This is a genomic window from Mesorhizobium sp. M0898 (genome assembly GCF_040319695.1).
In the GTDB taxonomy this organism is placed as follows: domain Bacteria; phylum Pseudomonadota; class Alphaproteobacteria; order Rhizobiales; family Rhizobiaceae; genus Mesorhizobium.
Genome location: NZ_JAMYOE010000027.1, coordinates 68,593 through 81,009, shown reverse-complemented (window position 1 = coordinate 81,009; position 12,417 = coordinate 68,593). Strand labels below are relative to the sequence as shown.

The 12,417-nt window shown below is 57.7% G+C and carries 9 protein-coding genes and 2 pseudogenes; 3 read left to right on the top strand and 8 right to left on the bottom strand.

Annotated features, from left to right (window positions below; genetic code table 11):
• Window positions 1–213: 213 nt before the first annotated feature.
• The 6 genes and pseudogenes from NKH90_RS23970 to NKH90_RS23945 all read right to left on the bottom strand — a co-directional run bounded on the left by NKH90_RS23970 (window position 214) and on the right by NKH90_RS23945 (window position 8,333).
• Window positions 214–1,326: a hypothetical protein gene (locus NKH90_RS23970; protein ID WP_352821349.1), complete on the bottom strand. Its 1,113-nt coding sequence runs from the start codon at window positions 1,324–1,326 to the stop codon at window positions 214–216.
• Window positions 1,327–1,386: 60 nt separating this feature from the next.
• The gene (locus NKH90_RS23965) at window positions 1,387–2,187 is read right to left on the bottom strand and encodes a hypothetical protein (protein ID WP_352821346.1); all 801 of its coding nucleotides are present in this window, start codon (window positions 2,185–2,187) and stop codon (window positions 1,387–1,389) included.
• Between the two features lie 346 nt (window positions 2,188–2,533).
• Window positions 2,534–5,032 (bottom strand): nSTAND1 domain-containing NTPase, encoded by a 2,499-nt coding sequence (locus NKH90_RS23960; protein WP_352821344.1) that lies wholly within the window; start codon window positions 5,030–5,032, stop codon window positions 2,534–2,536.
• A gap of 217 nt (window positions 5,033–5,249) precedes the next feature.
• Window positions 5,250–5,390, bottom strand: a pseudogene (locus NKH90_RS23955) (IS3 family transposase); the annotation flags it as partial.
• A gap of 533 nt (window positions 5,391–5,923) precedes the next feature.
• Window positions 5,924–7,219, bottom strand: a complete 1,296-nt coding sequence (locus NKH90_RS23950; protein ID WP_352821341.1) for a tyrosine-type recombinase/integrase — start codon at window positions 7,217–7,219, stop codon at window positions 5,924–5,926.
• Window positions 7,220–7,427: 208 nt separating this feature from the next.
• Window positions 7,428–8,333 (bottom strand): alpha/beta fold hydrolase, encoded by a 906-nt coding sequence (locus NKH90_RS23945; protein WP_352821338.1) that lies wholly within the window; start codon window positions 8,331–8,333, stop codon window positions 7,428–7,430.
• A gap of 263 nt (window positions 8,334–8,596) precedes the next feature.
• Between NKH90_RS23945 and NKH90_RS23940 the strand changes: the two genes are divergently transcribed.
• The 3 genes from NKH90_RS23940 to NKH90_RS23930 all read left to right on the top strand — a co-directional run bounded on the left by NKH90_RS23940 (window position 8,597) and on the right by NKH90_RS23930 (window position 11,201).
• Window positions 8,597–9,091, top strand: a complete 495-nt coding sequence (locus NKH90_RS23940; protein ID WP_352821336.1) for a hypothetical protein — start codon at window positions 8,597–8,599, stop codon at window positions 9,089–9,091.
• A gap of 224 nt (window positions 9,092–9,315) precedes the next feature.
• Window positions 9,316–10,203, top strand: coding sequence for a DUF1259 domain-containing protein (locus NKH90_RS23935; protein WP_352471465.1), 888 nt, complete (start codon window positions 9,316–9,318; stop codon window positions 10,201–10,203).
• A 224-nt stretch (window positions 10,204–10,427) separates the two neighbouring features.
• Window positions 10,428–11,201 carry a sulfite exporter TauE/SafE family protein gene (locus NKH90_RS23930; protein WP_352821333.1) on the top strand — a complete coding sequence of 258 codons (774 nt, stop codon included), beginning with the start codon at window positions 10,428–10,430 and terminating at the stop codon, window positions 11,199–11,201.
• A 199-nt stretch (window positions 11,202–11,400) separates the two neighbouring features.
• Here NKH90_RS23930 and NKH90_RS23925 read toward each other — a convergent pair.
• Both NKH90_RS23925 and NKH90_RS23920 read right to left on the bottom strand, forming a co-directional pair.
• Window positions 11,401–11,837 (bottom strand): annotated as a pseudogene (locus NKH90_RS23925) (YqaA family protein).
• Window positions 11,838–11,979: 142 nt separating this feature from the next.
• On the bottom strand, window positions 11,980–12,132 hold the full coding sequence (locus NKH90_RS23920; RefSeq protein ID WP_352564561.1) for a hypothetical protein: 153 nt from the start codon (window positions 12,130–12,132) through the stop codon (window positions 11,980–11,982).
• Window positions 12,133–12,417: the final 285 nt, after the last annotated feature.

Below are 12,417 nucleotides of genomic sequence, written 5' to 3'. Positions count from 1 at the left end.
CAGGATATGCGAAACGGCCCCGAAAGCGATGCATCGGTTACGCCTCGGCCCGCCCGATGCGTGTTTGCCGAGACGAACTGAGCTTCGCGCAATCGCCGACCTGCAGGCCGGCCGTCATCGCCTGAACCCCGGACGCATCAGCATACGATCACTACCAGGAGGACAAACTTGTTGACTGTCTAGCAAATGATGGAAATGGGGCTTCCACACTGCTCATTTGGTCCCCGTCGGCGACTGACTAAGTGGTGCCCTGGCAACTGCGTCACTCCAGGCCTGCCCAAGGGAAGCAGCGTCTATTTGAGCTCTTCTCAGACTTGGCGTCATCGCCGCTTCTAGTTCTGCTGCCGTCAATCCGTCTCCTGCGTCATGGTTGGTATGAAGTCGATAAGCATAGCCGCGTATGAATGACTTGGAGACGGCAACAAAATCAATATGTTGTAACTCCTTGCCGAAGAACGCTTCACCAAATTTCTCGTCATATTCTTGGGAGTCTATCACAACGTTCGAAATTGAACGTTGAGCCATAAATTTCTTAACTCTTTCATCGATCAATTCTCCATCCGACCTATAAGAAGTAGGGTCAGAATCACCAGGAAGAGTTGGCCAATACCAGTCAAAATTGACCGGGCAATCCAACAACGGTGTACCGTTCCTGAAGCAATCGGGTACATTCAAGAGGACAACCCACTCGCTATACGCAGCACTTTTCGACAGAGCTAGCCAAGGGAGGTCAATTCCAGTTGCAAGGTCAATTGTCATTGGAGTGGTAATGGCGAGGCACAACGTTGCTAAGCTAAATCCGCGTTGTTTGAAGTGGGCAAGCATCTGATCGGAAACTGCTACGTCAACAAGGTTTGGGATATAGGATGGGCATCGATTTGCCTGGCTCTTTTTGGCCGTGCTGAACCGTGGTTGGTCAAAGTCGGCGGCATACTTGAGGCTGATGCCTGCGTCGAAAAGCGCATCGGTAGTCGCCGGCAGTCCGTCAAGGGTGAGAAACCCAGCGTTGACCCATCCGGTTTCGTCGCCCCAACTGGATACTATCTCCATCCATTTCGAAGCTCCGTTATGCGAAATCCGGCCTGTCGACACGACACGGCGCTGGCCGGGCCCTAGTTCCCAGAGGATCTTCGCATCGGGAGCGGGTGATAACCTCACTTTCAACGTGTCTTCAGCAGATAGACCGGTAACCCTGAAACTGGCCCCGATGTCGGTCTGAGCTACGGCATCATTTGAACCAATCATAAGGGACCCGGCGAGCAGGCCAGCAGCGATCCATGGCAGCCGCAAGAGCCGTAAGCGATAAAAACAAATGAAGATGTGCACCAACCTCTTCGCCTCCCGCTGTCCTCCGACAACCTTGCCGGCTACTATCAACTAGCATGGCTATTGATTGCCCGTATTCCAAACAGTCCTGAGATCGGCGGGGTCGATCTGGGGTTTCACCTTCTTTCCTTCGGCTGCAGCCTTGACCACGGCAGGTGATGCTTCGGGGCCTGCCTCCCCATCGGCGTAGAGTGCGTAGCCGAAGCCAGTCGAAAGATTCCCCCCATAGGCGTAGAACGATACCTCGTCGCCGCCGTAGCCAGTCTGACAAAGGGCTCCCTTCAAAAGGGATTCTGATCCAATGCCTCTATATTCATCTGTTCTTTGATCAATGTTAGAGCCAGAGCAACTTTCCGTGCGTGGATGTTTGGCCAGCATCGCCGTAAGATTTACTCCGATGCGCGCATATTTAGCGGTCTTCGTCTTGGACAGCCGCTGTCCGCTGAGAGGATCGTAGTTCCAGCTACAGTCGGAATAGGGTAAGCCTCTCTTGAAACATTCGGGGATAGACAATGGCAATTCGTCGGACAGTGTTCCGGACTCAATTGCTCCCGCAGCTAATGCAGCAACATCATTGATCAAGATGTAGGTCGCCAGCCGTTTTCCGGTCACGGGATTGAACCGGATGCCGCTGATTAGCGCCAAGCAAAGGCTCTCTCTGGAAAAACCTTTATGCTGGTAGAATGCAAGGAGCGCAGGACTCACAGATATGTCCCATCCGCCATCGCCGTAATAATAACATCGCGCGTTGAAATGAATTGACTTGTTGACATTGAGGTCAAGAGCAATCCCGACTTTCTTCAGCGAAGAAACAGACGTGAATACCAAAGGAAAGTGGCTGTCCGATCCAGAGTCGGCCAAGGGAATACTCTCTATACAGCAGCTAGATACCCAGCCGGAATATCTTTGCCATTTTGCTCGACACCATGAGTTTTTGCTTTTTCCATCGTCTGGTTGCTGGCAATTGGACACGGCCAAGCCGCTCGCGCCTGCGGGAATTGCGATTATCACTCGATGACCGGTGCCTGGTCCGTTCCGCATATTGAGGATGCCGCCTGACGCGGATGCGCTGACCCGGTACGCGCCAGGAGGGGTGCTTGCCGCCGAACAGTTTGCGTTTGTGAAGCACACAAGAACGAAAAGGAGATAAAATAGCCGTATTCCCAATTTAGGCCTCCGGTCATCTCGCTATCGAATTTTGCGCGCGTTAATTTCTGCTCGTCTTAGTAATCTGTGCAGAAAGCTCTTCAATTACACCAAGACGGTCTAGGACGCGAAGACTTAAGCCATTGTCAGCGATGCTCTCACTGCGTTTGAAGTTTTCCAGCGCCGTGGAAACTTCAACCCCCCAAGGCAGTGAAACTTGATCTTTCACCAGAAAGCTTTTCTCGACAAGCTTGTTCTTGATTATTACGGACAGAGTGGGATTTGCTCCAAATACGTTCGAGAAGTCCGCGTGATAGTAGTTCGCTTCGGCTTGGACGATCCCCCCTTGGGCAGCATTTCCGTTGCCCTCGGCGGTTGCTTTTCGTAAAAGTGATACGCCTTGCGCAATATCCATGGGGACACCTCGCCCGTAGAGATAGAGAACGGCGAGGTTGTTCTCGGCTGGTACCCAGTTGAGATTGGCGGCCCATCGATACCACTCGGCTGCATCTCGATAGCGGTCAGCCCTGTCGTAGGCTCGGCCAAGATTGTACATCAGCCGGGGATTGTTAGGTTCGGCGCGAACCGCGGCCTCGCACGCAGGTATTGCGTGCCCGAAGTCAATTCGATCGTATTCAACACCAGGAACAAATACATTGTTGTCGACATCGGCGGCAAGAAGGTCGCACTGCGAGGCCGTCCGTTTGGCATACTGCGTCAGCAAGGCCCTTGTTCCGACGGTGCCTATGACAATCAAGGCGGCGATCATCACTGCTGCTATCTCAAGCCTGCGTTTCCATTCTTGCTTCCAGCTTGTCCGGATGAATGCAGCCTCTTCAAGAGACAGTCCGCTACGATGATCATGGAGCCATCGTCGCGCCCGCGCCAGCTGAAGTCCTTGCAGGAGCCCGGCACCTCCCCGTGCGGCAGCCTTCCAGTCAGCAAGTGCTCTCGCGAGCTGGGCCTTGCCGATCAGGAATGCTCGCTCTTCATTGAGCCACCCAGCGAGAAGTGGCCACGCCTTAAACAGAGATTCGTGCGATACCTCCACGACCGTGCGGGCCTCGTTTTCGATCTCCAGCGTCGTTTTGCTCAGAAGACGTGCACTAACAAAGTCTTCTATCAGTGGCCGAGCGGCGGCTGGAAGATCTGTCAGGAGCGCCGGCTGCCGAACGAACGTGCCATCGTCTCTGATATGGACCATATGGGGTATGAACGCGTTTTTTAGTGCCGCTAGATCGACATGGGCAGTAGATCCCCCCGCGATCACGTCGTCGGCCCGTCGACGAACGGCATATTCGATTGGACTGAAAGCCTCGGTTGGGTCCCCTACCTCTTGATAGTCGGAGATCGTCAGCCGCCCAGCTTTGCCACATCGTTCGTAGAGTTCGCGCAATGCAAAAGCGAGAATGGGGAGCGCTTCGACGGAATGAACGTCTTCTGCAATTCGCTGGGCTAACCCCCTTTCGAGCAACAGGGCAGCAACGCCCGCAGGCCCCTCAATGAGGTCCACTATCCGCTCGTGTTTCATGTTTCGCAATCCGTATTCGTCGAAGGGGCTGACGAACTGACGCGAGCGGAGCAGGTCCCCCAAGACGTCGGAGCGCACAGTTCCAGCCGCGAGGTACGGCAGTCCGGACCGAGGATCAGCGATTATGTGGAGCGCTGCCAGAAAGGTGCTACGTTCTTCAACATCGCCGATGGTAAAATTTTCTTCGAATTGATCAATCGGCACTAAGATTGACGCGTCGCGATCATCGCCGACGCGAAGCTTATCGGCAGCAGATCTGAGAGCGGACAGGGCGTCGGACTGAAGTCGTTCTTTCCAATCACGCCAGTTTTCAGATTCTCCTAATTTTTGGGCCAAGCTTTTGGCAAGGTTGGTGAGCGGTGAACGTTCAGGTCGAAAGGGGGGAATAGCAATCCAACGCCCGCGCTGGCGAACCAGTTGTGGTAAGATGCCAGCCCTGAGCAGGCTTGATTTACCGCTGCCCGAAGCGCCAACGATTAGAAGAAGTCGCTTGCCACCTTGGACGCGTCGGGCCTCAAGTCGCTCAATGACCTCGCGACTTTCCGTGTCACGTCCGAAAAATACGGCTGCGTCCTGATAGTCAAATGCGTAGATACCCGGATAGGGCGCGCGCGAACGATCCCATACGAAACCACGGGCTACCAGGTCCGTGATTTCCTTGATTCCACGTCGTAGACGCTCCTGGCCACTGGCGTTCCATTCGTCGAGATCAATTCCCTGAATTTCGGGCGCGACCCGCTTGCTCCCAAGAGGCGAAACAACCACCGGAAATATTGCCTTGCCCAGAGCTCGCGCTTGGGTAAATTCCACGAAACACCATTTAGAATCTAACCAGGCAGGCGTCAGAACAAGAATAACTGCATGGCATCGAACGATCTCTTCGTAGAGACGTTTCTCCCAATGCTCGCCGACTTGGATGTTGTCGAAATCTAAAAAAACCTGTTCGTATCCTTCGGCGGCGAGCCAATCTTTGATCTGCCGCGCGAATGAAGAGTCTTGACTAGAATGGCTGACGAAAATGGCAGGCAATTGCAACCCTCGAGCAGCCGACGATGGGCGCAGGATAACACAAGTTAGTTAGAGTTGGAGCTTCGATTGAATGTATTTTCGAAATTAAGCGCAACTACAAGTATCGACCGTGAACTATCCGCAAGCCATTGATCTGGCATGTTGATTGAGGCGGATAGCGGCTTTGGAATTGCAGGATTAGCGGTGTTTGGGCGCTGTTTTCCTACAAATCGGTTTTGCCGATCGCCCGCTTGCGGCCGCCACGGGGGCGAACGGCGAGCTTCTCCTCCCGATAGAGCCGGAACAGCTTCTTGTGGTTCACGACCAGACCCTCCCGCCTCAGCATAACGAGAAGACGCCGGTGCAGGTCGGCCCGACGAAACCCGTACCCCTTAGTGTCGGATCGAGCTTGATGTCGGCAGCTTATGGGGCTCAGGAATTCACTTTCTCACTGCGGCTGCCTGCCAGCGTAAGCGTCAGCGCGCCCGGTCAGGACACCCAAACCTTCCACGGCGAGTGCATCAGCAGTCTGCAACAATGAGACCGCTCACAAGCATTTTCCTCTCGATTTCGTTGTTGTCTGCAACGGTCCCAAGGCTGCACGGCGTATTCCGCCGATGGTTGAGATTCATCAAGGGCTTCGCGCAAATATTCAAATACCCGCCCGACCTCACGCAATCCAGACATTTTCAAATTCGCCGCACGAAAAACCGCCTCGGTTAGACCGAGACGGTTACTGTACTATTACAGAAGTGGTTGCGCGGAAACGATTTGACGCTGTAAACCGCCTATAGCTGGCAAGGAAGTCGAGTTAGCAAATGAATTCAGTTGCCGCACTGTATTGGCGGTATCCCTCTAGCGACTCGAATCCCCGAACACGTTTGAAGCCGCTAATCCTTGCCAGTCACTAGGTTAGAAAAGCAGGCGCTTGCTTGGTAGCGTAGGCCAAGCAGAAGCACAACGCTTCGATCCTTTCTGTCGCGGCCTCCCGGCTTCGAGCATCCTCTGTGAAATGGCTTGCTGCTGCTGGCGCAGGTGATCACTCAACAGCTTGTTGCGTGTGATGTAGCCTGCATTAACACCCGGGATGGAGTGGTTCATCAGAAGGTGAACGTCCAGCTCGGCAACGCCCGCGGCCTGGGCGATGGTGCGGAACGTCTGCCGCAGGTCATTCCCCCATTTCGACAGATCGCGGCGTTTCTCCTTGTGCTCGATGACGTGACCGCTTTCGCTGTCGGCCGGGAACAGCCATTGACGCGATTGCTCGCCGTAGAGAGCTCGACCAATGCGCATCACTCGAACCAGGCAGCGGATCATAGCTCTCGAAAGCGGTATGTCGAACGCCCTGACCTCGCCACCCTTCGGCCTGGGTATGTGCAGGACACGCGCGCGAAAATCGACATGCTCGATCCTCGCCTTCCTGATCGCTTCAGGGCGATGGCCTGACAACAGCATGAACAGATGGAGTTCCCGACGAACCGGGTTCTTCAAGGCCGCGAGCTGTGTGAACCATTCCTCCAGATCCGAAAGCCCGAGCGCGGTGTTGCGCCGATATTCGGCATTCCAGTCTATGGCCGACACCGGGTTGTCAGCAGGCAGCGTGCGGGCGACTTTGCGAGCATGGTTGTAGACGGCTCGTAGCGTTCGCATGCAGCCGTTGGCGATATAGGCACCGTTCTCCTTGGAAAGTTTCTCGTGTCGCACAGTCACGAGGGAAGGATCATTACCGAGCTTGGACAGTGGCTCGTCAAGCCAATCGGCCAACAGTCGCTCGACGTGGTCACGATAGTTGTTGATCGTCCCATCGCTGCGGCCTTTGTTCTTCATATGCCCGTCGCGGTAGCGTTCCCAGGCAATGCGCAGCGTGGGGTTTGCAATCGAAGACAAATCAGCCGCTGCAGCTTCGCCGTCCCGCTTGCGCGTCGACGCGCGAGGGTCCACGCCGTTGGCGATCTTGCCGAGAATATCCTTGGCCTTCGCCCGCGCCGCACGCGTTGTGAGTTCTCCAACCTCAGCAACCTTCATCCGGACGGAAAGACGCTTGCCCGCCTTCATTCGATCACCCTGGACGACGAACGTTTTTTTCCGTTTGCCTACGAGTACCATGAAGCCCGGCAGGTCGGGGTCCCGAGCAAAATATTGGCCCGAAGACGCCGGCTCGAGGCTTGCAACGGCGCGGTCTGTAAGGGGGATTCTAAGGTCTGTCATGACAATTAGTACGGGATTAGTACGGGGATTGCGCCATGTTCGATCTGTTGGTCTGTCTACGCCATCATAGCCGCGCCGTACGAAAATGACAACAACTTGAATATGTTATAGCCTGCTCAATCATACAAAGACCGGCATTTGGAAACAATAGGAAAGGCCGTCTGACAAATTCCTAATCTGTAGGTCACAGGTTCGATTCCTGTCGGGATCACCACGCTTTCAACTGGTTACCTGACGGTCGCGTCGGTGCTCGGCTGTGAACGCGTGCGAGGAAGTCGCGCACCAACGCAAGCGCCTCATCGAAATGGGTTTCCAGTAGCCAGTGGCCGGCGCCATTGAGGAGATGGAGCTCTGCTTGCGGCAAGTCGCGCTTGTAGGCGCGGGCCGATGCGGCCGGCATATAGCCATCCTCGGGACCCCAGACGATCAGTGTCGGTGGTTGCCGTTCGCGCAGATAAGCCTGGTATTTCGGGAACCAGTTGAGGTTCGCCTCCAGCTTCTCCATCAGGCCGACCGCAAGCCGCCGACGGGGCGGCGTGTCCATCAGAGGCCAATGGAGTTTCCACAGATCCGGTGGCACGCGCTCGGCCACGGCCTCGCCAACCTCACCGATGAACTCGTGCCGGAAGCCCTCCTCGCTCACCGCTTCTTCCAGCGGGCGATGCTTGTCGGGCGTCTTGTCGTTCCAATACGCCTTGATGGCTGCGTATTTCGGGCCGAGCACGTCTTCGTAGATGTCGCCGTTTTGGATGATAAGCGCGGCAACGCGCTCCGGATAGGCGATGGCGTGGCGCAATCCGATCTGCGAGCCGTAATCGTGCAGCCAGAGCGCATAGTGAGACAGGCCGAGCGCGTCCGCGAAAGCCGCCAAAAACCCGGCATAGGTCTCGAAATCGTAGCCGAATGCAGCCATGTCGGGCGTAGCGCTGTAGCCGAAGCCAGGAAAATCCGGGGCGAACGTGTGCCAGCGATCAGCCAGTCCGGGCATCAGCCTTCGAAACTGATAGGACGAACAGGGATAGCCGTGCGGCAGCAGAAGCACGGGAGCGTCGGCCGGGCCTTCCTCGCGAAAGAAGACAGTAATTCCGTCAACTCTGATTTGGCGGTGTCGCAACTTTGCCTCCTCGATCGAAAGGCTCCGAAAATGACTGGTAACCCCCGCATCCCGTTGTGAGCGCCTGGATCCGAAACTCATGATCAGGTCGAGGGTTCCCGGTCGCGCCGGTGACAGCGGCCAAGGAACCTGCCGCCGATCAGATCGTTTCGCGGTATGTGGCTAAGGCCAATCGGAGCGGAGGCAGACATGCCGCATGCTCACAATCGCGGGACACCGAACACGGGCCGGCTCTGCCAGTTCGGGGCTTGGCGCGATGCTGCGTGACGATGCTGCGTGACGTCGACTATGTCCTGCAAAAACTCGACTGGATGCGCGCCGAAGGCATCTGGCCCAACGGCTTGCGTTATCTCTGGACCGATGCATTCGGGGTCGTGCTCTACGTCTCGCTTTGCACAGAAACTGGCGAAGAGCGCTGGCTGGGCGAAGCCGCGCGGCTGGTGGCCGATGTCGAGCGTGTGCTCGGCCGCCGGCGCGGACTGAGGATCGGCGAAGCGGCCGATCGCGACGGCCAGTACTTCCACTATCTGGCGATGTGGCTGTTTGCTTTGGCGCGTCTCGGCGATCTGAGGCCGGAATACCGCGAGCGCGGCATTGCGCTGGCGCGGGACATTCACCCGGCGTTTGTGGTCCCTGGCCGCGGCGTGATCTGGAAGATGCAGGAGGATCTGAGCAGCCCATATCCTGGCTATGGTCTCGGCAGCATGGATGCCTATGACGGCGACGTGGCGAAGCGGTTTGCCGAACTGGAAAAATAGGCGAGAAAGAACCTTCCGGTCGGCGACGTCGTGGGGCGCTGGTGCAATGAGGATTATGATACGGCCGACAGGATTCCATATGCCGGCGAGCCCGATCCAAAAATGGGCTCGAGCGCGACCCGGCGATCGTAATCATTGCCGCGATCATGCGCGGCGCCGACCCTCCCGCCACGAAGCCAGCAGCCGCATGACAAATTGGGGGGCAGATCACAAGGAGAAATCCCATGCATGCAAAACTCGTGACCGGAGCAATGCTGATCGCGATGTCGGCGCTGCTCCAACCGGCATCGGCGGCACCCGATTGGCAAACAATCGCTAAGGCGCTCGGCAAATCCGGAACCGAGACGCCTGATGGCGTCTACCGGGTCGGGCTGCCGCGAACGGACCTGAAGGTTTCGCTCGACGGCGTGGCCCTGAAACCCGGATTTGCGCTTGGAGGCTGGATTGCGTTCGAACCCATGGGAGATCAGGCAATGGTTATGGGCGACATCGTTCTGACGCAGGACGAGGTGAACCCGGTCATGAAGAAGCTTGAAGAAAGCGGGATCGAGATCACTGCGGTACACAACCACTTGCTGCGCGCGGAGCCGATGACACTCTACATGCACGTCTTCGGCCAGGGCGACCCGGTTACGCTCGCCACAGCGCTTCATGCCGGATTGGCGCTGAGCAAAACACCGATGGGAGGCGGCGCCCAGCCGCAAGCCGCACCACAGATCGAGTTCGACACGGCCGGTGTCGACCAAACCATCGGTTATAAGGGTAAGGCCAATGGCGCGGTCTACCAGTTCACGATCTCGCGCGCTGAGCCGGTCGAGGAAAATGGAATGGAAGTGCCGGCGGCCATGGGCTCGGCAATAGCGATTAACTTCCAATCGACAGGTGGCGGCAAGGCGGCGATCACGGGTGATTTTGTGCTGACAGCAAAGGAGGTCAATCCGGTTATCAAAGCCATGCTGGATAACGGCATCGAGATCACCGCGTTGCATAGCCACATGCTCGATGAGCAACCGCGGCTCTTCTTCATGCATTTCTGGGCGTACGACGATGCGCAGAAGCTGGCGAAAGGACTGCGCGCAGCCCTCGACAAGGTCGCCGTCAAAAAGAGCTAGATTGGGCGTCCGCGCGCGCGTCCAACGGCGGAGTTCGGCCGACTCGGAGCGATCGTCGGCCTTCTTCCCGCCGCCTCGGGAATGGTTCTCTGGCACGGCGTCTCTCCGCCACCAGCATTGCGCCTGAGATCACCTTTCCATCGCACACGAGACTCAAGGGGCGGGCCGGGCTTTTGCGAACTAACGCGTTCGGAACGATCAAAGGTCCGCTTCGTTCTGATCGGATGGACTGGATTAGACTAGGCCTCCTGGCGTTGGCGGGGTTCCTCACCTGGACACTGAACACCCTCTCGGCCGGAGGCGGAGGTCTATTGCTGATCCCCGCCGTGACTTTCATCACAGGGAGCGCGGCGGTTGCGCCGGTCATCACCTTGACCGAGCTCATCGGCAATCCCATCCGCGCCCTGGCCTTCCGGCGCGACATCGATTGGAGCCTGGTCCGTTGGTACCTGCCCGGCGCCATCGCCGGTGCCGTTGCGGGCTCCTGGCTCTTCGCCAACAGTCGGGCGGAATGGCTCCAGATACTCATAGGGATCTATCTGATCAGTGCAGTCTGGGAATTTCGCGGCGGCGCGCGCGAGCGGAGCTACCGAGCCCGCCGCTGGTGGTTCCTCCCGGCCGGCCTGATCGTCGCGCTGTTGTCGGCGCTGATGGGCACGGTGGGACCCGTCTTGAATTCGCTCTATCTGAACTACGGTTCGGAGAAGGAGACGTTGGTCGCCACGAAATCGGTGAACTCGTTTGTGACCGATGTCGTCAAGATCGCGGTATTCACCGGACTCGGCGCGCTCGGTGGTCAGGCGGTCATGTACGGCGCAGCCGCGGGTTTGGGCGCTGCGCTTGCCAATCTGCTGGCCAAGCGCTGGCTCGAACGCCTAAGTGGACGACAGTTCCGCGGCCTTGTGGTCGCGCTCATGGCTGTGAGTGGAGCGCTGATGATCTGGAACCAGCACAGCTTCGTTGTGCAGGCCTGGCGCGCGGCCACAGGAATGTCTTAACAATGTCGATGTTGGCTGGAGCGCTGCGCCGTAGCTTGGTTGACCGGTCGCGCGATACGCAGAAGCTGGCAAAAGGCCTGCGCGCAGCCCTCGACAAGGTCGCCGTCAAAAAGAGCTAGCGCTTCCCGTCCGCGCGCATCATACAGGGCTCTTCGAACCAGCCGACCTAACCAGCTCAGCTTCGAGAAGCTTCGTGAGATTAGATCGCGCTCAGGGTCACGGCGGCAAGAACCAGATAGCGGCCGACCTTGGCGGCAGTGACCAGCAAAAGGAAAACCCGAAAAGGCTCGCGCGCAGGACGCCCGCGACGACGGTTAGCGGATCACCGACAACCGGCAGCCAACTCAGCAGGAGCGACCACTTTCCATAGCGGCGATACCACACTTGCGCGCGGTCCAGTTGCGCTTGGTTCATCGGAAACCACCGTTGGCCCCGAAAGCGCTCGATGCCTCGCCCGAGCCGCCAGTTGATCACCGATCCAAGCACGTTGCCGACGCTCGCGACTCCGATGAGCAGCCAGGGCGAGTAATCCGCAAGCACGAGCTCGACCAGCACTGCTTCCGATTGCATCGGCAGGATCGTAGCGGCGAGCAAGGCCGCCAGGAACAGACCAGCACAGGCCGCGAGATCGGTCATTGAACCGCATATCCGCCAGTCGACCTAATGATGGTGACCTTCGGGTTCGACCATCTTGAACGGCAGCACCTGTTCGCGATCTTTCGCGGTCAGCACCAGACCTGCCTGGAACTCATGCGGTTCGGCAGGGGCGACGGTGCTCTCAAGGCGGTGATGGTTGTCGCCGACAGGTTTCGAGGCGAAGCGTCTCCGGCCCGCCGGGCCGGTCGATGATCACCGTCGCTGCCAGATCGTCGGCCTGGCGATCGATGGTCAGCCGCGTCCGCTCGCCGGCCGGTGTGTCGACGATTTCCAACGTCCCCGCAGCCAGACCGCAGGCGACCTTAAAGGGCTCCGGCGCAGCGTCAGTTGCGATACCGGTCCGTGGCCAGCGCAGCGCATCATAATTCTGCTGTTCCTTCAGCCTGCAAAGTCTCCGCGAGAATCGTGAGGGTCGCGCCGGTGAAAGCGGCCAAGGAACCTGCCGCCGATCAGATCGTTTCGCGGTATCTGGCTAAGGCCTACCGGAGCGGAGGCAGATATGCCGCATGCCCGCAATCGCATGGAACCGAACATCGGCAAAGTCTGCCGTGGATTCGGG

What these genes read in the sequence shown, in the direction of transcription:
- NKH90_RS23950 (WP_352821341.1), bottom strand. Translation starts at nt 7,219, where the DNA reads ATGACAGACCTTAGAATCCCCCTTACAGACCGCGCCGTTGCAAGCCTC.
- NKH90_RS23935 (WP_352471465.1), top strand. Translation starts at nt 9,316, where the DNA reads ATGCATGCAAAACTCGTGACCGGAGCAATGCTGATCGCGATGTCGGCG.
- NKH90_RS23930 (WP_352821333.1), top strand. Translation starts at nt 10,428, where the DNA reads ATGGACTGGATTAGACTAGGCCTCCTGGCGTTGGCGGGGTTCCTCACC.